The organism is Tenacibaculum sp. Ill (genome assembly GCF_051938915.1).
In the GTDB taxonomy this organism is placed as follows: Bacteria; Bacteroidota; Bacteroidia; order Flavobacteriales; family Flavobacteriaceae; genus Polaribacter; species Polaribacter larymnensis.
Window position 1 is genome coordinate 2,184,356 of sequence record NZ_JBPSCW010000002.1, and the last position, 18,904, is coordinate 2,203,259.

Here is an 18,904-nt window from a genome sequence, read left to right on the forward strand (position 1 = left end):
TTTTTTACTTATTATTGAGTTTCTTATTATAAAGAAAAAGAATAAGTTCCTCCAATACCGAAAGTTGCGTAATTTACATTAGCATCAACAGAAATAGGACCTAAAGTTGCAGTTCTACTTACATTAGTTGCTGAATAATCAACATGTAAAGTAATTTTTTCAGTTACTTGGTAACCAACTAAAGCACGGTAGTAAAAACCACCTTCTTTATCTGCTGAAGGTCTTACACCAATACCATAACCTAAATCAGCTCCAACTGAAAATTTATCAGCAAAGCTATAACGAGCTGCAGCAGCTACAGGAATAAAAGCTACATCAGCTCCTTCTCCTTGAAAATGTAAATAAGATACAGATGGTCCTACTTTAAAGTTTTCAGCAATATCAAATAAATAGTTAGCTTCAATTGCTCCTGTTACATTAGCTTCATCAGCATCACCTACAGGTAATCCAATAGTTCCACCAACGTTTAATTGTCCTTCTTGTGCATTAACAGCTAAACCGAAAGCCATCATAGCAACTACTAAAAATTTTTTCATAATTTTTGTTTTATAAGTTTTATTTTGAGCCGGCAAATATACACCTAAATAAGGTTTTAACTGCTCATTTTTTTAATAAAAAAAGGGGTAAAACAGATAATACCACTTAAAACACTGAGAACAAAAAAGTTAATCGAAAAAAATATTTTATCATAAAAAAAGGGATTAATTCCCTTTTTTTTAATGCTTTTATATTAATAATAAGAATTACCAAGCGTATCCTAACGAAACACCTAATCTTGGTAAAAACCCATCAATACTAACAGTAGTTCCGCCCGTTGCAGAAGCAGAAACATATTGTGCTCCAAAATTTAAATCTAAAGCAAAACCTGAATCTCCTCCACCAAATACCCATTGGTACCCAGCTAAAGCACCACCAGAAAAAGCAGAAAAACCTACATCTTCACCTGCATTGTTTTCTGCTGAAGCAGAAGAGTAACTTACAAAAGGTGCAGCATACCATCCTCTAGGAGCATCTTTATCAGAAGAAAAATAAAACTTATATTTACCTTCGGCTCCAATAGCACTTGTACTAATTTTTTCTGAACCAGAAGTTACATCAGCACCAGCATAAGATAACCCTACTTCAAAAGCCCCTTTTGAAGAAATAGCTCTTTCGTAAGATAATTCAGCTGTTCCAAAAGCTAATCCAATTGGGTTCGCCTTAATAACATTCTTTTGAGCATTAGCTGTAAAAGCTGTAGCTACCATAGCAATTACTAATAATAGTTTTTTCATAATTTTTAATTTAATTAATTATAATTTCGTCGCGAAAATAATTTTATTTTTCTTTTTTTAACATTTTTTTTTCAAAAAAACAAAAGTATTTACTAATGAATTGGAAACAAGCTATATCTGATTATACTAACTTTTTAAAAATCGAAAGAGGGCTTTCAAAAAACTCTATTGATAGTTATCAAAGGGATGTGAAAAAATTAGCTTATTTTGTAGATAATTTAGAGACTAACCTTTCCCCTATTTACATTACTCAAGAAACAATACAACAATTTATTTACGAAGTAAGTAAAAAAATTAATGCTCGTAGTCAAGCTAGATTAATTTCAGGACTACGTAGTTTTTTTGATTTTTTAATTTTTGAAGATTACAGAAAAGATAACCCTACAGATTTAATTGAAAGTCCAAATATTACTCGAAAACTTCCAGACACTATAGAAAAAGAAGATGTTGATGATTTAATTGCTGCTATTGATTTAAGTCATCCACAAGGAGAACGTAACAAAACCATCATTGAAACTATTTATAGTTGTGGTCTTCGTGTAAGTGAATTAATTAATCTACAGCTTTCTGATTTATTTTTTGATGATGGTTACATACGTATACTAGGAAAAGGGAATAAGTATCGATTTGTGCCTATACATATAACAACAATACATAGACTTAACTTTTATATTAATGAGATTAGATCTAAAATCTCACCTAAAAAAGAAGATGAAGATATTGTTTTCTTAAATAGAAGAGGAAAGCGCTTAACCCGACAAATGATTTTTATTATTTTAAAAGAATTAGCTCAAAAAATCAATCTAAAAAAAAGTATTGGTCCACATACATTGAGACATTCTTTTGCTACATATTTACTTAAAAACGGAGCAGACTTACGTGTTATTCAGCAGTTATTAGGACATGAAAGTATTACTACTACAGAGATTTACGTACATTTAGATAATAGCTACCTTAAAGAAGTTGTTGAATTACATCACCCTAGAAGTAATTTGAATTTAAACGAGGAAGAATAAACGAAACTATCGGGTACAAAAAAAGGCAAGCTACCTACATCACACCGCTACGACCTAATACCCTTGCTGCGTTCCCGCCCTGGGGGATTCAAAGGGAGCTGGTTGTGTAGGACTTGCCGATGCAAATTTACAACCATTTTTTCGTAAAAAACAACAAAATTTCAATAAAAAAACTGTAACATTTCTAAGTTTTTGAATACTAATAGTTTGTTATTTATATTTTTTTCTTTTGACAGGATAAAATAAACGTAACATTAAAAAAGAATATATTTGTATCACTAACTAAATTCACACAATGGAAAATCAAGCAAAAAGCAAAAACATTATTTTAAACTATGGATTAATTTACGGAGGAGCTATAGTTTTAACCAACCTTATAATTTACGCTTTGGGTATGACCTTCGATACTGTGGGAGGAATAATTAATATGATTGTATTAGCTGCATGTATTATTGCTCTTCCTATTTTAGCTATAAAAAAACACAAAAAAGATAATAATTCTTTTTTAACTTGGGGACAAGCTTTAAAAATAGGTGTAGGTGTTGTTGCTATTGGTGCTTTAATAAGTATTATCTATAGTCATATTTTCACTGGTCTTATTGAACCAGATTTCTATAACCAATTAAACGAATTCCAAACTCAAAAATTACTAGATGCTGGTTTAACAGATGAGCAAGTTGATACTCAATTAGCTATGCAATCTAAATTTCAAGGAACTCTTATTGGAGACGCATTAGGTTTTTTATTTTATGTTTTTCTTGGTTTTGTCGTATCAGCAATAACTGGTGCTATCATGAAAAAAACAGAAGAAGACCAATATTAAAAATAGTTTAAACAAGTTAAAGTTTTACATAAAAGTAATACTTCGTAACTTTACCTTTTTAAACATTGAATAAAATATATGGATATATCGGTAGTAATACCTCTTCTTAACGAAGAAGAGTCTTTACACGAGTTACACGATTGGATTGCAAAAGTTATGCAGTCCAATCAATTTTTATATGAACTTATTTTTATTGACGATGGAAGTACTGATAATTCTTGGAGAATAATAGAAGAATTATCACAAAAACATCAAGAAGTAAAAGGTTTACGATTTCAAAGAAATTATGGTAAATCCCAAGCCTTAGATGCTGGATTTGCTTTAACTAAAGGCGATGTAGTTATTACAATGGATGCCGACTTACAAGATAGTCCTGATGAAATACCTGAACTATACCGCTTAATTACTGAAGAAAATTTTGATTTAATTTCTGGATGGAAAAAGAAACGATACGATAATATCGTTACCAAAAATATTCCCTCAAAATTATTTAACTGGGCAGCTCGAAAAACTTCAGGATTAAAGTTACACGATTTTAATTGTGGATTAAAAGCTTATAAAAATGAAGTTGTCAAAGCAGTTAAAGTTAGTGGTGAAATGCACCGTTATATTCCTGTTTTAGCTAAAAATGAAGGTTTTAATCGTATTGATGAAAAAGTAGTACAACACCAAGCTCGTAAATATGGAGTGACAAAATTTGGTATGGATCGTTTTGTAAATGGTTTTTTAGACTTAATTACTATTTCCTTTTTATCTAAATTCGGTAAACGCCCTATGCACTTTTTTGGTTTATGGGGAACTTTAATGTTTATTTTCGGATTCTTATCTGCCTTTTTTATTGGGGTGATAAAAATATACCACCTTACTGTCGGGGTAAAAACAATACTTGTTACAAGTAATCCTTGGTTTTACATAGCCTTAACTTCCATGATTTTAGGAACTCTTATGTTTTTAGCAGGATTTTTAGGTGAATTAATTATCAAGAGTAATCCGCAACAAAAACATTATAAAATTAAAGAACAACTGAATTTTTAAACTCGTACCTTTGTACGTTTTTTAATTTGATACATGAAAGAGATTTTAAACAGCGCAAAACTGTGGCTTTCTGACAATTTCGATTCAGAAACCCAACAAGAAATTCAGCAATTAATTAATACTAATGCTGACGATTTAGCAGATCGTTTTTATAAAAATTTAGAATTCGGAACTGGAGGAATGCGTGGAATTGTTGGCGTAGGTACCAACCGAATTAATAAATACACCTTAGGTAAAGCAACCCAAGGATTAAGCAATTACTTACATAAAACATATCCAAATAAAGCATTAAAAGTAGCTATTGGTTACGACTGTCGTCATGATAGTGAGTGGCTAGCTAAAGTGGTTGCTGATGTATTATCTGCAAATAACATTCAAGTATTTTTGTTTGAAGATATGCGTCCTACTCCAGAATTATCATTTGCGGTAAATTATTTAGAATGTGACGCAGGAATCGTATTAACAGCTTCTCACAATCCACCAGAATATAACGGGTATAAAGTATATTGGAATGATGGTGGACAAATCGTTCCTCCACAAGACACAGAAATTATCAATGAAGTAAATTCTTTAGCCTTTTCAGAAATCAATTTCAACTCAAAAGAAGAATTGATAACTGCTATCGGAAGCGAAATTGATGAAGCTTTTTGGAAATCTTCTTTAGCTAACGGAACTTTTGATATTAAAGGTCGTGAAGATTTAAAAATAGTATTTACTTCTTTACATGGAACGTCTATCAAATTAATTCCAGAGGTTTTAAAACGTGCTGGTTATACTCAAGTACATATTGTTGAAGAACAAGCAATTCCTGATGGTGATTTCCCTACTGTTGAATCACCAAACCCAGAAGAACCAGCAGCTCTTAAAATGGCGGTTGACTTAGCCAATAAAATTGGTGCTGATATTGTATTAGGAACAGATCCAGATTCAGACAGAATTGGAATTGCTGTTCGCGATACTGAAGGAAATATGAAATTACTAAACGGAAATCAAACTATGAGTATGATGACTGATTTTTTAATTAATGATTGGAAAAAGCAAGGAAAATTAAACGGAAAACAATTTGTTGGATCAACAATTGTTTCTACCAATTTAGTGAATGAAATAGCCGATTCATATAGAGTGGAAACCAAAGTTGGATTAACTGGTTTTAAATGGATTGCTAAAATGATTGAAGATTACCCTGAACTTAACTTCATTGGTGGTGGCGAAGAGAGTTTTGGTTACATGGTAGGTGATTTTGTACGTGATAAAGATGCTGTTACCTCTGCCCTACTAGCCTGTGAAATCGCTTCAGATGCAAAATCTAACAATAGTTCTTTCTATAAAGAATTATTGAATTTATATACACGCCATCATTTTTATAAAGAGCATTTAATTTCTTTAGTAAAAAAAGGAATGAATGGAGAACAGCAAATCAAACAAATGATGGTTGATTTACGTAATAACCCATTTACTGAAATAGATGGATCAAAAGTTAAATACTTATACGATTACCAATCTTCTACAAGAAAAAATTTACTAACAGGAGAAGAAACAGCAATTGACATTCCTAAATCAAATGTATTAATCTATCAAACCCAAGATGGAACTAAAATTGCGGCTCGCCCAAGCGGTACAGAACCTAAAATTAAATTTTACTTTAGTGTTAAGAGTAAATTAAATAATGTTTCAAATGCTAAAGAAGTAGAAAAAGATCTTGACAACAAAATTCAACGTATTATTAAACAATTAAATTTCTAGTGAGTAGTTTTAATAAAATAGTAAACTTTGCCAAACCCTATAAAAAATATGCTTTTTTAAACATATTTTTTAATATTTTGTATGCTGTATTTAATGTCTTATCAGTATTAGCTTTCATTCCTGTTTTGGGTATTTTGTTTGGTAAAGAAGAAATTGTAACAACCCAACCTAGTTATAGAGGCATAACCTCTATATATGATTATGTACAGGGTAGCCTTAATTATAAAATATCTCAAATGATTGAGAGTGGTGGATCTGAAAAGGCATTGCTTTTTGTTAGTTTAACAACTTTATTCCTGTTTTTCTTTAAAAACCTTTTTAGATATCTTGCTTCTTATACGTTGGTTTTTTTACAAACAAATACGATTAAAGATATTCAATCTTCTATGTTTGCTAAGTATATTTCATTACCTATTTCATTTTTTTCAGAAAAAAGAAAAGGAGATGCTATAGCAAGAATTACTTCAGATGTTCATACTATACAATTTACCTACCTTTCTTCTTTTGAAACTATAGTTAGGGAACCATTAACCATTGTTTTTACTTTAATTTCAATGTTTGCTATTAGTGTTAAGCTTACACTTTTTGTGTTTATCTTATTACCTATTTCTGGTTTTATTATTTCTACAGCTAGTAAAAAACTAAAAGCATCATCCTCTAATTTTCAGAAAGAGAATGGGTATTTTTTATCTATTGTTGATGAGGCTTTAGGTGGATTGAAAATAATTAAAAGTTTTACTGCAGAAAAAGCCATCAATTCAAAAATAGGAAAATCTATTAGTAATCTTTTTGGCTTAATGACAAGCCTAAAACACCGACAAATGATAGCCTCACCTTTAAGTGAGTTTCTAGGTACGGTAACTATTGTTGCTATTCTTTGGTTTGGAGGAAAACTTGTTCTAACAAGTGACAGTACATTACAGCCTCAAGAATTTTTTGGTTATATAGGTTTATTTTATTTAATTCTAAACCCTGCAAAAGCTATTTCTACAGCGATGTATGGAATTCAACAAGGAAGTGCTTCTGCTGATAGAATTTTTGAAATTTTAGAAACCAAAAACCCTATTGAAGATACAGCTAGTGCTATAGGTAAAATATCTTTTGATGCTGAAATAGAATTTAAAAATATTTCTTTTAAATATCAAGATGATTACGTTTTGCAGAACTTCTCCTTAACAATACCTAAAGGAAAAACGGTTGCGCTTGTTGGGCAATCAGGAAGCGGAAAATCGACGTTAGCTAATTTAATTACTCGCTTTTACGATGTTGATTCTGGAGAAATTCTTATTGATGGAATTAACATAAAAAATATAAAAAAGGAATCTCTTCGTAACCTAATGGGAATGGTTACGCAAGACTCTATTCTCTTTAATGATTCGGTTAAAAATAATATTATTTTAGGCAAAGAAAACACTACTGAAGAAGAAGTTATCAATGCTTCCAATGTAGCGAATGCCCATGAGTTTATAAAAGATTTACCTAATCAATATAATACAAACATAGGTGATGGAGGAAACATGCTTTCTGGTGGACAAAAACAACGTTTAAGTATTGCTAGAGCTGTATTAAAAAATCCTCCTATTATGATTTTAGATGAAGCCACTTCTGCTTTAGATACTGAAAGCGAACAGCTAGTTCAACAAGCCTTGGATAAAATGATGGAACACCGTACCTCATTAGTTATTGCTCATAGACTATCAACCATTCAAAAAGCAGACAATATTGTTGTTCTTAGAAAAGGAAAAATAGTAGAGCAAGGAAAACACGAAGAATTACTCAATAAAAATGGGGAGTATTTTAAACTCGTATCCATGCAATCATTAGGATAAAAAAAAGAGAAGCAATTTTGCTTCTCTTTTTTATTTAACTACTATTATTGACTAACTTTTAATCCTAATTGTTCTCCTTTTTCCAACATAAACTGATAAGAGGCATCGTGTTCATTTGGAATCTTACCATCTAAAATAGCTTCTTTTATCGCTTCTTTTATTTGGCCAATTTCTCTACATGGTTGTAAGTTAAAGGTTTTCATTATTTCTTCTCCTGTTATTGGTGGTTGGAAATTACGAACCCTATCGCGTTCTTCTACTTCTTTAATTTTTTGACGAACTATCTCAAAATTCTTATGGTAACGCTTAAATTTCTTCGGATTTTTAGTCGTGATGTCTGCTTCACATAAAGTCATCAATGACTCTACATCATCTCCAGCATCAAAAATTAAACGACGTACTGCAGAGTCTGTCACTTCACTTGCTAAAACAATCGGACGAGAACTTAACATCACCATTTTCTGAACAAACTTCATCTTGTTATTCAATGGCATTTTTAAGCGTTTGAACAACTTATATACCATCTTTGATCCTACAAATTCATGTGAATGAAAAGTCCAACCTATTTTTTTGTGATAACGTTTCGTTGGCGCTTTACCTATGTCGTGCAACAATGCTGCCCAACGAAGCCAAACATCATCTGTATTTACAGCAATATTATCTACTACTTCTAAGGTATGGTAAAAATTATCCTTATGTTTTTGTCCTTCTACTTCCTCTACTCCTTTTAAAGCGATTAATTCTGGTAAAATTCTCTCTAACAGCCCTGTTTTTTCCAATAATAAAAAACCTATAGAAGGTACAGAAGATTCTAAAATCTTATTCAACTCAACTACAATACGCTCACGAGTAATAATATCAATTCTTGAAGCATTTTTTGTAATTGCATTTAACGAATTTTCTTCTATTTCAAAATTCAATTGAGTAGCAAAACGAATAGCACGCATCATACGTAGTGGATCGTCAGAATAGGTAATATCTGGATCTAAGGGAGTTCTAATTATTTTAGCTTCCAAATCAGCCATTCCTCCAAAAGGATCAAGTAACAATCCGAAATCATCTTCATTTAAACTCAATGCTAATGCATTTATCGTAAAATCTCTCCTGTTTTGATCGTCTTCTAAGGTTCCTTCAGAAACTTTAGGGTTTCTACTCTCTTCTGAATATGATTCTTTACGTGCCCCTACGAACTCAATTTCAACATCTTGAAAACGCAGCATTGCTGTTCCGTAAGTTTTAAACACTTGAACTTTTGGCTTATTAGGTAGTAATTCGGCTACTTTTTGGGCTAAATCTATTCCACTTCCAACTGCAACCACATCAACATCTTTGGCTGTACCTCGTTGTAAAATAAAATCACGTACAAAACCGCCAATTACATAGCTTTCTAGTTGTAATTCTTTAGCTGCTTGGGATATATATTGAAATATTTCTGCGGAAATTGCTTCTTTAAAATATTGTTTTTGCATACAATTATTCTCTAATCACAATAACATCGTCACCTTCAATTTTTAAAATAGTTGAAGACTTCTCTGCTATTTTCTCTTGATGCAAATCTACCACATAATCTACATTCTTTAAAATTGCTTCGTTTATTTCTGAAAATGATTTTGGTGTGGGCTCTCCACTTACGTTTGCAGAAGTAGAAACAATAGGTTTTCCAAACTCTTTAATTAGCTGAATACAAAACTCATCCTTTGGAATACGAATAGCAATTGTATTGTCTACAGCAATGGTATTAAATGCTAATCCTTTTGGGTTATTATAAATAATAGTAGTAGGTTTTACTGATGTCTTTAAAATTTCTAAAGCTTTTTCAGGGATATTTCCTACATGATTTTGCAGCATTTCAATAGAATCTACTAGAATAATTAAGCTTTTAGACTCTTCTCTATTTTTTAATTGGTAAATTTTCTTAACGGCACTTTCATTAGTAGCGTCACAACCTAATCCCCATACCGTATCTGTTGGATAAAGAATCGTTTTTCCGTTAAGTAAATAGTTCTTTATTTCTATAATCATCGTACAAATTTATACTTTAAACTATTACACTACATCAATAAAAAAAGATATTTTTGCTTTATGAGTAAAAATGCACTTTTAGATTATAAAGCCACAGGAGGTTATTTTAATATTGGAGATTATGTTCAAAGTATCGCTGCCAAGCAATACTTTTCGAATATTGACTTACTTCTGAATAGAGAATATTTGAACGATAAAAATATTGAACCTTGTAAATTAATTATGAATGGCTGGTTTATGTATAAAACCAAAAATTGGCCTATATCTCCTAATATTGATCCCTTATTTGTTTCTTTTCATTTAAATGCACATATTGCAGATACGTTATTGAGCAGACAAGAAAACATCACTTATTTAAAACAGTACGAACCTATTGGGTGTAGAGACTTTTACACTGTAAATATTTTAAAAAAATATGGAGTTGATTCGTATTACTCTTCTTGCTTAACTACTACTCTTCCTAAGATTGAGGTTCCTAGAACAGATGATATTGTGTTTTTCGATGTCCTTTTTAACTTAGATAAGAAATCCTATTACGAGAGAATTCCTAGACACTATTACCGTGATTTAATTAAGTTTAAATTACCTAAGCTTCAAGATCATAAAGAGTATTTAAAATCTATATTTCCTGAAGAAATAGTTAACAATGCTAAGTTTGAAACTGCATTTTATAAAGAAAAAGGAACTACTTCTGAAGATAGGTTTAAAGAAGCAGAGCGCTTGTTAAAAACATTTGCCTCAGCAAAACTGGTAATAACCTCTAGAATTCACTGTGCGCTGCCTTGTTTAGCAATGGGAACTCCTGTTATTTTTATCATGGGAGGGTTAAATAATTCTTCTGACCTGTCAAGATTGGATGGAATTGTACAGCACTTTAACATGGTTAATCTTGATTCTGGACTTGATTTAAGTTCATTAAAAAACCTAAACTTAATTAAACTTGATGAAATAAATTGGGAAAATCCAATTCCCAATCCTACCAATCACCTACAATATACTCAACACCTAATTGATTGTTGTACTGATTTTACAAAGAATTAATATGATAAAAATTATTCTTATTAATTAGGAATTTAATTCTATTCTTAATTAATAAGGGTAATTTAACTGCTTTTCTTTTAAGGCTATCAACTAAATATGAAAAGCCTTTTTGTTTATTTCCCCAAGAATCTTCCCACCAGTGAATACAGACTGTTTCTGGTTGAATACATTCTTGTGTAAATTTTTCATTCCACGCAAAAGGAAAGAAATATTCTGTAGGAAGCAGTAAAACATCATTTAAATGCTGCTTTTTATACTCGTTTAATCCGTAATTCAACAATACTTTCGATACTATTGGAGGTCCTCCCATTGCATTAAAATACAAACGTTGTTTTTCTTCCGTAGCTTTAATACAATCTAAAATAAAAACATTGCCTTTTTCTCCTCCAATAACAGCAGAATTTAATGGATACTTTTCAGACTCTAATGTTCCTTGAAAACCAACAAATGCTTTTTCTTTTAACAAATGGTCAAAAGTAGTAACCATTTCAATATCTGTATCTACATAAATTCCTCCTTCTTTATATATAGAGTACAACCGAACATAATCAGTTATAAATGACCATTTTTTTTGTTTATAAAGTAATTTTAAAAAAGGTAATTTATCAAAAGGGGTATTGGTTTCATCCCACTTCTTTATAGTATAGTCAGGTAATTTTTCTTCCCAAGAAGCAATACATTTTTTTATTGTTTCATTATACTCACCTTTACCATACCAACAGAAATGTATAATTTTTGGAATCATTTAATAATTGTATTTTTGACCGAACAAATCTACAATAATATTTACACATGAATATAAGTGGCCTAGTAATTACTTTTAATGAAGAAGCTAACATTAAAGATTGTATTATTTCTTTAAATAGGGTATGCGATGAAGTGATTATAATTGATTCTTTTAGTTCTGACAAGACTGTTGAAATTGCAGAGTCTATGGGAGCTAAAGTTTATTTTCAAAAGTTTTTAGGAGATGGACCCCAGAGAGTACATGGACTTCAATTTTGTAAAAATGATTGGATTTTAAACTTAGATGCAGATGAACGTTTAGATGAAGATAGTTTTAAATTTATTAAGAGTGGAAAATATTTAAATGAACCTTATGACGCTTATAACTTTAGGCGTAAAAACTTTTTAAAAGACCAGCCTATTAATTTTGCTGGGTGGTACCCTTCTTATACATGTAGGTTTTTTAACAAGCAAACCGCTAAACCTGCAACTACAAAAGTTCATCAAAGTATACAAGCCACCAATTTAAAAACAACCAAACTTCATTTATTACACTTTGGTTGGAAAGATTTTCATCAGATTATAGGAAAATACAACTTGTACACTACTTGGCAATCTGAAGAATATTTTGAACAAAACAAAAAAGTAAACTTCTTTACGCCCATAGGGCACGGATTATGGTCTTTCCTACGTTGTTATATTCTTAAAAAAGGTATTTTCCATGGATTAGACGGAATTACATTTTCTATGATGCAAGCCTTTTTCTCTTATATGAAATATGCAAAACTTAGAAAACTATATGAAAACAATAAAAAAGGAAAGATTTAAAATCTTCCCTTTTTTATTGTACTTAATTTCTTCTTAAACCGCTACATCATACTCTCTAAGAGCATCATTCAACGAAGTTTTCTTGTTCGTACTTTCTTTACGCTTACCTATAATTAAAGCACAAGGAACTTGATACTCCCCTGCTGCAAACTTCTTCGTGTAACTTCCAGGAATTACTACAGAACGTGCTGGTACTACTCCTTTCATTTCAACTGGTTCATCACCTGTTACATCAATGATTTTTGTACTCATCGTTAATACTACATTTGCCCCTAAAACAGCTTCCTTCTCTACTCTAACTCCTTCAACAACAATACAACGAGAACCGATAAACGCTCCGTCTTCAATAATTACTGGTGCTGCTTGTAAAGGCTCTAAAACTCCTCCAATTCCTACTCCACCAGATAAGTGTACATTTTTACCAATTTGCGCACAAGAACCTACAGTTGCCCAAGTATCTACCATCGTTCCTTCATCAACATGCGCTCCAATATTCACATAACTAGGCATTAAAATAGTTCCTGCTGAGATATAGGCTCCATGACGTGCTACTGCATTAGGTACCACACGAATTCCTTTAGCTTCGTAACCTCTCTTTAATGGAATTTTATCGTGATATTCAAAAATACCAGCCTCTAAAGTTTCCATTTTTTGAATAGGAAAATATAACACTACTGCCTTTTTTATCCATTCATTTACTTGCCATCCTTTGTCAGTTGGTTCAGCAACACGTAAATCTCCTGCGTCTAATAAATCTACTACTTTTCTAATAGCATTAATCGTAGTTTCTTCTTTCAATAAATCGCGGTTATCCCACGCTTTTTCTATAATTGATTGTAATTCTGTCATTTTTTAATAATATTTTTCAGCAAAAATAAAGTTGCTTTCAAGAATATACCGCGAAGATACATTTTTTAAACAGATATTTCTTCCTTGTTTAATTTAGCTACCTTTGCAAAAACTTATAGAATGGGCAGGATATTAGCCATAGATTTTGGAAAAAAAAGAACAGGTATTGCTGTAACCGATGAACTTCAAATTATTGCTTCGGGTTTAACAACTGTAGATACCTCTGAACTTATCACATTTTTAAAAGAGTATACTCAAAAAGAAAATGTTGAACTTTTTTTAGTTGGAAAACCAAAGCAGATGGATAATTCTGATAGTGAAAGTGAGATACTCATAACTCCTTTTCTACAAAAGCTTGAAAAAGCTATCCCTTCTATCCCCATAAAACGTGTAGATGAGCGTTTTACCTCTAAAATGGCTTTTCAAACAATGATTGATAGCGGTTTAAAGAAAAAACAACGTCAAAACAAAGCTTTAGTAGACGAAATAAGTGCTACAATCATCTTACAATCGTATTTATACAACAAATAATTTTCTACCAAAAGCATTCTTTGTATTTTTGCATTCCTTAAAATTAAAAAGTAAATGATTTTACCCATTGTAGCATACGGAGATCCCGTTTTACGTAAAGTAGGAAAAGAAATCGATAAAGACTATCCGCAGTTAGACAAGTTAATTGCCGATATGAGAGAAACTATGTACAATGCTAACGGACTTGGTTTAGCAGCTCCTCAAATAGGAAAAGACATCCGTTTATTTGTTATTGATGCTTCTCCTTTTGCAGAAGATGACGATATAAGTGAAGAAGAAAAAGAAGTTTTCAAAAACTTTAATCGCGTATTTATCAATGCTAAAATTATTGAAGAAGAAGGTGACGAATGGGCTTTTAATGAAGGGTGTTTAAGTATTCCAACCATTAACGAAGATGTTTTTCGTCAAGAAAAAGTCACTATTGAATACCAAGATGAAAATTTTGAAAAACACACAGAAACGTTAAGCGGATTACCTGCACGTGTTTTTCAACATGAATATGACCATATTGAAGGAATTTTGTTTACCGATAAACTTTCTTCTTTAAAAAAGAGATTAATTAAAAAGAAATTAGACAATATTTCTAAAGGGAAAGTAAACGCTGGATATCGCATGCGTTTTCCTAATGCTAAAAGATAATAGTTATACACTAAAAAAACATTAAGACATGGAATTTAACAAAATTATAGCTGTAACAGGTAAGCCAGGTTTGTATGAAATCTTATCACAAACTAAAACAGGAGTTATCGTAAAATCTATTGTTGACGGTAAACGTTTTCCTATTACTGCTACTCATAACGTAAGCTTATTAGAAAATATCGCTATTTACACGTACGAAGAAGAAGTGCCTTTAGCACAAGTACTTAAAAATATTGCTGATAAAGAAGATGGTAAAGAAGCTATTTCTCACAAAGAGAGCGCTAATAAATTAACTACTTATTTTGGCGAAGTATTACCTGGGTTTGATGAAGAGCGTGTATATGCTTCAAACATTAAAAAAGTAATTCAGTGGTACAACATCTTAGCGAAAGCTGAATTTGACTTTAGCACGTTAGCAGAAGCTGAAGAAACAACTACAGAAGAAGCTTAAATCGTGAATACTCGTAAGCAACAGTTAGCCGCCTTTAATCGTTTGTTAGACATCATGGATGACCTTCGTGAGAAGTGTCCGTGGGATAAAAAACAAACCTTACAAAGTCTACGTCATTTAACTATTGAAGAAACCTACGAGTTAGCAGATGCTATTTTAGACAACGATTTACAAGAAATAAAAAAAGAATTAGGCGATGTGCTTTTGCACATCGTCTTTTATGCTAAAATAGGAAGCGAAAAACAAGCTTTCGATATTGCTGATGTTGCCAATGCAATCTCTGATAAACTTATTGACCGTCATCCGCATATTTATGGCGATGTAGTTGTTGAAAATGAAGAAGACGTTAAGAAAAACTGGGAAAAGCTCAAACTAAAAGAAGGGAATAAATCTGTTTTAGAAGGCGTTCCTAAAAGTTTACCTGCAGTGGTAAAAGCCAACCGTATTCAAGATAAAGTTGCAGGTGTTGGTTTTGATTGGGAAGAACCACATCAAGTGTGGGAAAAGGTTCAAGAAGAGCTTTCTGAGTTGAACGAAGAAATCAAAAACAACAATCAGGAGAAAATAGAAAAAGAATTTGGAGACGTTTTGTTCTCCATGATTAACTACGCTCGTTTTATTGGGGTAAATCCTGAAAATGCACTGGAAAAAACCAATAAAAAATTCATCAATCGCTTTCAGTACTTAGAAGAAGCTGCCAAAAAAGAAGGCAAGCAACTTTCTGACATGACCCTCGCTGAAATGGATGTGCATTGGGAAAATTCAAAGGAATTTTTCAAATAATCAACTACCGTCATTCCGACCGAAGAGAGGAATCTCTTTCAATAAAGTCACAGATACCATTTAGAGTTACAAATATTCGATTATAAGGTTTCTCACACTTCGCTACCGCTGGTTCGAAATGACAACTCACGACCGTCATTACGAAGGAGGTACGACTGAAGTAATCTGTTTATCTCGAACTATAAATACAAAGATTGCTTCGTTATCACTCGCAATGACGCCTTTAATTGCTACTTCTCCCCGCTATGATATTTCCTGTCATTTCGACCGAAGGGAGGAATCTCACCCAATGAAGTTTCTATTACTCTTTAGAAATATAAACAGTCAATTTTGAGGTGTAACTCTACAAAACCCTGAGTTTTCTCACACTTCGCTACCACTTAGTTCTAAATGACAACTCTCGAACATCATTATAAGTACCATAACACACGACACTACCGTCCGTTGACACCAGACAGTACTATCCTATGACTTTAGACACTACTGTCTAAAGGTTAAGACAAAATCTACATAACATAAAAAGTATTGTTGATATTCTTTTTCTTGATAAAAAAAAACAAAAATCAAGACTTACCATAAAATCTTGAGAAAATACTACGACACCTTTCCACTGATAAAAAGAATTGTTCGTGTTATCTTTATTTTTTATCAAAGAACTCACGAATCTAACGATTTCGCTATCGCTCAAACAGCTTTTTTATCTTACACCCATCATTGCTGTCTTGATTTTTAAAGATTTTCTTGTAGGTCATAATATAAGGCGTTAATATGAAAAGAATAGCAACATCCACAACTAATGCCTTTAATTGTTACTACTCCCTGCTATGACGTTCCCTGTCATTCCGACCGAAGGGAGGAATCTCATCCTATGAAGTTCCAAATACTCTTTAAAATTACAGACCTTAAATCATAAGATTTAGCTCTATTGAAGTTTCCTCAACACAACGGAACCATCAGCGAGCTTCGCTGAACTTTCCTCAACACAACGAAACCATCAGCGAGCGCCGCTGAGCTTTCCTCAATACAACGAAACCATCAGCGAGCGCCGCTGAGCTTTCCTCAACACAACAGAACCATCAGCGAGCACCGCTGAACTTTCCTCAACACAACAGAACCATCAGCGAGCGCCGTTGATCTTTCCTCAACACAACGGAACCATCAGCGAGCTTCGCTGAGCTTTCCTCAACACAACGGAACCGTCATTGCGAGTGATAACGAAACAATCTTTGTATCGATTAAAAGATAGCAACGTCGTTCATTTCGACTACGCTCAATGACCTTCTCGCTATGACGTTACTCGTCATTTCGATCGAAGGGAGAAATCTCACAATTTAGAGTACAACTACCAATATTTCCCTATTTTTACTCTATGGATATAATCATCATCACCGGAGGAAGTAAAGGAATCGGTAAAGCCTTAGCCGAAAAATACGCACAAGAAAATTACAGAGTATACTCACTATCCAGAAGCATTGTCGATTTGGAAAATGTCGTACAGCTTTCTGTAGATTTATCTGATACCAAGGCCACACACAACACATTTAAAATGTTGTTAGATGAAATTCAGAAATTGGAAGTTTCATCGATTACCTTGGTCAATAATGCCGGTAGACTCGGTACCATAGCGAACTTAGAAAATATTCCTTCGGAAGATATTGCTCAAAGTATTCAACTCAACACCACTACTCCACTTATTTTGTCGAGTTTGTTTATCAAAGCCACACAACAGTTGATGTGTAAAAAACAGATTATTAGTATATCTTCTGGAGCAGCCGTAAAACCATATGAAGGTTGGAGTATTTACTGTACGTCTAAAGCTGCGATTGACATGATGACCAAAACTATTGCTGCGGAACAAAACGAGCTTGAACATGGTGTAAAGTGTAATGCTATTTACCCTGGTGTGGTAGATACCAACATGCAAACTGATATTAGAAGTACCGATGAAAAAGATTTTAAAAACGTACAACGTTTTATCGATTTAAAAGAAAACAACCAGCTTTACACTCCTGAGTACGTTGCTGAAACCATTTTTACCATAGACACCCAAAACAAACTACAAAATGGGGATATTGTGGATATTCGGAATTTTGATAATGATTAGTTTCAATACTTAATTGAATAAATATGAAAAAGAATTTACTTATACTTTTTAGCACTATTTGTCTTTTTAGCTGTCAGAATTATGAAAGCAAAAAGCACGTTGAAGAGAGATTTCTTTACGTTTTTAATATTGACTCTTTAAAAACTAAAATGAAATATGAATTAACTATAAAAAATAATGACAGTTTAACAATATACAAATACAAAAATCTTATTGAGAGTGAAAAAAACATGGATTTTAAATTCATTCACAAGACTAACCAATTATTCTTTTCAGGAACTGAATTTAAATTAATTAAAAAAGATTCTTTTTCAGATAAAAACCTATCAGAACTTAATTTTGATATCTACATTTTGACTGAACCTCTTGATGACGGAAACGGTCCTATATTTTTTAATCCCGAATATGGAGTTTTGAATTTAGAGAATGGCTGGGGTAGAAACTTTTTATATTTGAAAAAAGAGGAAGAGGCTCAATTTACCAAAACTATAATTACTACACTTAAAGAAAAAGTATTTTTCCATGAAACATATAATTAATATTGACTTCTAAATGGAACTTTTAAACAGTTAAAAAATAGTTATGTATAATTCCAAAAAAAAAATTTATCTACTTGTAGCACTTACCGTATTGAGTTGTTCACATTACAAAAAACCAGAAAAAGATAAAGCCACTATTAGAAACATAGATAAATTAGAAGTTTTAAATAAAATATTATCTGACACCATTAATTTAAAACTATTACCATATCAGAAAATACTAATTTCTGACTTTAATTTTTTGCCCAAGCTACCAGAAGAAGTTATTTATAGAGAAGGAGAATTTATATCCGTTAGTTATATTGAATATTTATCACATAACCTTAAAGAAAAAGATACTCTCTTTTTAAAAGAGCAAATTAAACAAAATAAAACACTTGATTTAAAAGAATTATCACAATACAACTATCAAATATTCAACACCTCTGAACTTATTAAAAATAGTATTTCAATTGACTCATTAACATTCCTTGCATATGAGAAAACTTCATATTCAGATAGAAAATATAACGAAAGTTTTATTTTGATTGACAAACCAATTTTTAACAAAGAAATGAATAGAATGTGTTTAGGTATACATAGACCTTATTCTGGCGAAAATTTCGTCTTTATGAAAGAGAATGGAAAATGGAAAAAAACATCTATTATATCTCGTTGGGCTAATTAAGTAC

Annotated in this window: 20 protein-coding genes and 1 other RNA gene; 14 read left to right on the plus strand and 7 right to left on the minus strand. The window is 31.9% G+C overall.

From position 1 onward, the window contains the following. Positions 1-26 precede the first annotated feature (26 nt). On the minus strand, positions 27-536 hold the full coding sequence (locus ACTPNM_RS10195) for an outer membrane beta-barrel protein (protein ID WP_440121656.1): 510 nt from the start codon (positions 534-536) through the stop codon (positions 27-29). Positions 537-743: 207 nt separating this feature from the next. Continuing rightward, the gene (locus ACTPNM_RS10200) at positions 744-1,274 is read right to left on the minus strand and encodes a DUF3575 domain-containing protein (protein WP_440121657.1); all 531 of its coding nucleotides are present in this window, start codon (positions 1,272-1,274) and stop codon (positions 744-746) included. 95 nt (positions 1,275-1,369) lie between these two features. On the opposite strand from ACTPNM_RS10200, the gene ACTPNM_RS10205 reads away from it, so the two are divergent. Continuing rightward, positions 1,370-2,290 (plus strand): site-specific tyrosine recombinase, encoded by a 921-nt coding sequence (locus ACTPNM_RS10205; RefSeq protein WP_440121658.1) that lies wholly within the window; start codon positions 1,370-1,372, stop codon positions 2,288-2,290. Between the two features lie 20 nt (positions 2,291-2,310). On the opposite strand, the gene ffs is transcribed toward ACTPNM_RS10205, so the two are convergent. Continuing rightward, an RNA gene (gene ffs / locus ACTPNM_RS10210) (signal recognition particle sRNA small type) lies at positions 2,311-2,409 on the minus strand. A 176-nt stretch (positions 2,410-2,585) separates the two neighbouring features. Here ffs and ACTPNM_RS10215 point away from each other — a divergent pair. The 4 genes from ACTPNM_RS10215 to ACTPNM_RS10230 all read left to right on the plus strand — a co-directional run bounded on the left by ACTPNM_RS10215 (position 2,586) and on the right by ACTPNM_RS10230 (position 7,720). Further along, entirely contained in the window at positions 2,586-3,113 is a 528-nt protein-coding gene (locus tag ACTPNM_RS10215) for a DUF4199 domain-containing protein (RefSeq protein ID WP_440121659.1), read from the plus strand. A gap of 78 nt (positions 3,114-3,191) precedes the next feature. Beyond that, a complete protein-coding gene (locus tag ACTPNM_RS10220) occupies positions 3,192-4,148 on the plus strand; it encodes a glycosyltransferase family 2 protein (RefSeq protein ID WP_440121660.1) in 957 nt (318 codons plus the stop codon). 33 nt (positions 4,149-4,181) lie between these two features. Beyond that, positions 4,182-5,891, plus strand: coding sequence for a phospho-sugar mutase (locus ACTPNM_RS10225; protein WP_440121662.1), 1,710 nt, complete (start codon positions 4,182-4,184; stop codon positions 5,889-5,891). Further along, positions 5,891-7,720: an ABC transporter ATP-binding protein gene (locus ACTPNM_RS10230; protein ID WP_440121663.1), complete on the plus strand. Its 1,830-nt coding sequence runs from the start codon at positions 5,891-5,893 to the stop codon at positions 7,718-7,720. The genes ACTPNM_RS10225 and ACTPNM_RS10230 overlap by 1 nt, the downstream gene beginning before the upstream one ends. Positions 7,721-7,764: 44 nt before the next feature. Here ACTPNM_RS10230 and ACTPNM_RS10235 read toward each other — a convergent pair whose 3' ends face one another. Together ACTPNM_RS10235 and ACTPNM_RS10240 are read right to left on the minus strand one after the other, a co-directional pair. Next, on the minus strand, positions 7,765-9,189 hold the full coding sequence (locus ACTPNM_RS10235) for a CCA tRNA nucleotidyltransferase (RefSeq protein ID WP_440121665.1): 1,425 nt from the start codon (positions 9,187-9,189) through the stop codon (positions 7,765-7,767). A 4-nt stretch (positions 9,190-9,193) separates the two neighbouring features. Then, positions 9,194-9,742, minus strand: a complete 549-nt coding sequence (locus ACTPNM_RS10240) for an L-threonylcarbamoyladenylate synthase (RefSeq protein ID WP_440121667.1) — start codon at positions 9,740-9,742, stop codon at positions 9,194-9,196. 60 nt (positions 9,743-9,802) lie between these two features. Between ACTPNM_RS10240 and ACTPNM_RS10245 the strand changes: the two genes are divergently transcribed. Continuing rightward, positions 9,803-10,783, plus strand: coding sequence for a polysaccharide pyruvyl transferase family protein (locus tag ACTPNM_RS10245; RefSeq protein ID WP_440121668.1), 981 nt, complete (start codon positions 9,803-9,805; stop codon positions 10,781-10,783). On the opposite strand, the gene ACTPNM_RS10250 is transcribed toward ACTPNM_RS10245, so the two are convergent. After that, the gene (locus ACTPNM_RS10250) at positions 10,770-11,528 is read right to left on the minus strand and encodes a glycosyltransferase family 32 protein (protein WP_440121670.1); all 759 of its coding nucleotides are present in this window, start codon (positions 11,526-11,528) and stop codon (positions 10,770-10,772) included. The genes ACTPNM_RS10245 and ACTPNM_RS10250 overlap by 14 nt on opposite strands. 47 nt (positions 11,529-11,575) lie before the next feature. On the opposite strand from ACTPNM_RS10250, the gene ACTPNM_RS10255 reads away from it, so the two are divergent. After that, positions 11,576-12,337 (plus strand): glycosyltransferase family 2 protein, encoded by a 762-nt coding sequence (locus ACTPNM_RS10255; RefSeq protein WP_440121671.1) that lies wholly within the window; start codon positions 11,576-11,578, stop codon positions 12,335-12,337. 33 nt (positions 12,338-12,370) lie between these two features. Here ACTPNM_RS10255 and ACTPNM_RS10260 read toward each other — a convergent pair whose 3' ends face one another. After that, entirely contained in the window at positions 12,371-13,186 is an 816-nt protein-coding gene (locus ACTPNM_RS10260) for a 2,3,4,5-tetrahydropyridine-2,6-dicarboxylate N-succinyltransferase (protein ID WP_440121673.1), read from the minus strand. 120 nt (positions 13,187-13,306) lie between these two features. Here ACTPNM_RS10260 and ruvX point away from each other — a divergent pair, with 120 nt between their 5' ends. From ruvX to ACTPNM_RS10295, 7 genes are all read left to right on the plus strand, one after another. Continuing rightward, positions 13,307-13,717, plus strand: coding sequence for a Holliday junction resolvase RuvX (gene ruvX / locus ACTPNM_RS10265; RefSeq protein ID WP_440121674.1), 411 nt, complete (start codon positions 13,307-13,309; stop codon positions 13,715-13,717). Between the two features lie 54 nt (positions 13,718-13,771). Continuing rightward, positions 13,772-14,356, plus strand: coding sequence for a peptide deformylase (gene def, locus ACTPNM_RS10270; RefSeq protein ID WP_099214309.1), 585 nt, complete (start codon positions 13,772-13,774; stop codon positions 14,354-14,356). Positions 14,357-14,384: 28 nt separating this feature from the next. Beyond that, positions 14,385-14,807 (plus strand): DUF5606 family protein, encoded by a 423-nt coding sequence (locus ACTPNM_RS10275; RefSeq protein WP_273695109.1) that lies wholly within the window; start codon positions 14,385-14,387, stop codon positions 14,805-14,807. A 3-nt stretch (positions 14,808-14,810) separates the two neighbouring features. Continuing rightward, positions 14,811-15,590, plus strand: coding sequence for a nucleoside triphosphate pyrophosphohydrolase (gene mazG, locus ACTPNM_RS10280; protein ID WP_440121676.1), 780 nt, complete (start codon positions 14,811-14,813; stop codon positions 15,588-15,590). Positions 15,591-16,959: 1,369 nt separating this feature from the next. Continuing rightward, a complete protein-coding gene (locus tag ACTPNM_RS10285) occupies positions 16,960-17,694 on the plus strand; it encodes a (S)-benzoin forming benzil reductase (RefSeq protein WP_440121678.1) in 735 nt (244 codons plus the stop codon). 23 nt (positions 17,695-17,717) lie between these two features. Continuing rightward, a complete protein-coding gene (locus tag ACTPNM_RS10290) occupies positions 17,718-18,233 on the plus strand; it encodes a hypothetical protein (RefSeq protein WP_440121680.1) in 516 nt (171 codons plus the stop codon). 43 nt (positions 18,234-18,276) lie between these two features. Next, entirely contained in the window at positions 18,277-18,900 is a 624-nt protein-coding gene (locus ACTPNM_RS10295; protein WP_440121681.1) for a hypothetical protein, read from the plus strand. Positions 18,901-18,904: the final 4 nt, after the last annotated feature.

What these genes read in the sequence shown, in the direction of transcription:
- ACTPNM_RS10195 (WP_440121656.1), bottom strand. Translation starts at nt 536, where the DNA reads ATGAAAAAATTTTTAGTAGTTGCTATGATGGCTTTCGGTTTAGCTGTT.
- ACTPNM_RS10200 (WP_440121657.1), bottom strand. Translation starts at nt 1,274, where the DNA reads ATGAAAAAACTATTATTAGTAATTGCTATGGTAGCTACAGCTTTTACA.
- ACTPNM_RS10205 (WP_440121658.1), top strand. Translation starts at nt 1,370, where the DNA reads ATGAATTGGAAACAAGCTATATCTGATTATACTAACTTTTTAAAAATC.
- ACTPNM_RS10215 (WP_440121659.1), top strand. Translation starts at nt 2,586, where the DNA reads ATGGAAAATCAAGCAAAAAGCAAAAACATTATTTTAAACTATGGATTA.
- ACTPNM_RS10220 (WP_440121660.1), top strand. Translation starts at nt 3,192, where the DNA reads ATGGATATATCGGTAGTAATACCTCTTCTTAACGAAGAAGAGTCTTTA.
- ACTPNM_RS10225 (WP_440121662.1), top strand. Translation starts at nt 4,182, where the DNA reads ATGAAAGAGATTTTAAACAGCGCAAAACTGTGGCTTTCTGACAATTTC.
- ACTPNM_RS10235 (WP_440121665.1), bottom strand. Translation starts at nt 9,189, where the DNA reads ATGCAAAAACAATATTTTAAAGAAGCAATTTCCGCAGAAATATTTCAA.
- ACTPNM_RS10240 (WP_440121667.1), bottom strand. Translation starts at nt 9,742, where the DNA reads ATGATTATAGAAATAAAGAACTATTTACTTAACGGAAAAACGATTCTT.
- ACTPNM_RS10245 (WP_440121668.1), top strand. Translation starts at nt 9,803, where the DNA reads ATGAGTAAAAATGCACTTTTAGATTATAAAGCCACAGGAGGTTATTTT.
- ACTPNM_RS10250 (WP_440121670.1), bottom strand. Translation starts at nt 11,528, where the DNA reads ATGATTCCAAAAATTATACATTTCTGTTGGTATGGTAAAGGTGAGTAT.
- ACTPNM_RS10255 (WP_440121671.1), top strand. Translation starts at nt 11,576, where the DNA reads ATGAATATAAGTGGCCTAGTAATTACTTTTAATGAAGAAGCTAACATT.
- ACTPNM_RS10260 (WP_440121673.1), bottom strand. Translation starts at nt 13,186, where the DNA reads ATGACAGAATTACAATCAATTATAGAAAAAGCGTGGGATAACCGCGAT.
- ruvX (WP_440121674.1), top strand. Translation starts at nt 13,307, where the DNA reads ATGGGCAGGATATTAGCCATAGATTTTGGAAAAAAAAGAACAGGTATT.
- def (WP_099214309.1), top strand. Translation starts at nt 13,772, where the DNA reads ATGATTTTACCCATTGTAGCATACGGAGATCCCGTTTTACGTAAAGTA.
- ACTPNM_RS10275 (WP_273695109.1), top strand. Translation starts at nt 14,385, where the DNA reads ATGGAATTTAACAAAATTATAGCTGTAACAGGTAAGCCAGGTTTGTAT.
- ACTPNM_RS10285 (WP_440121678.1), top strand. Translation starts at nt 16,960, where the DNA reads ATGGATATAATCATCATCACCGGAGGAAGTAAAGGAATCGGTAAAGCC.
- ACTPNM_RS10290 (WP_440121680.1), top strand. Translation starts at nt 17,718, where the DNA reads ATGAAAAAGAATTTACTTATACTTTTTAGCACTATTTGTCTTTTTAGC.
- ACTPNM_RS10295 (WP_440121681.1), top strand. Translation starts at nt 18,277, where the DNA reads ATGTATAATTCCAAAAAAAAAATTTATCTACTTGTAGCACTTACCGTA.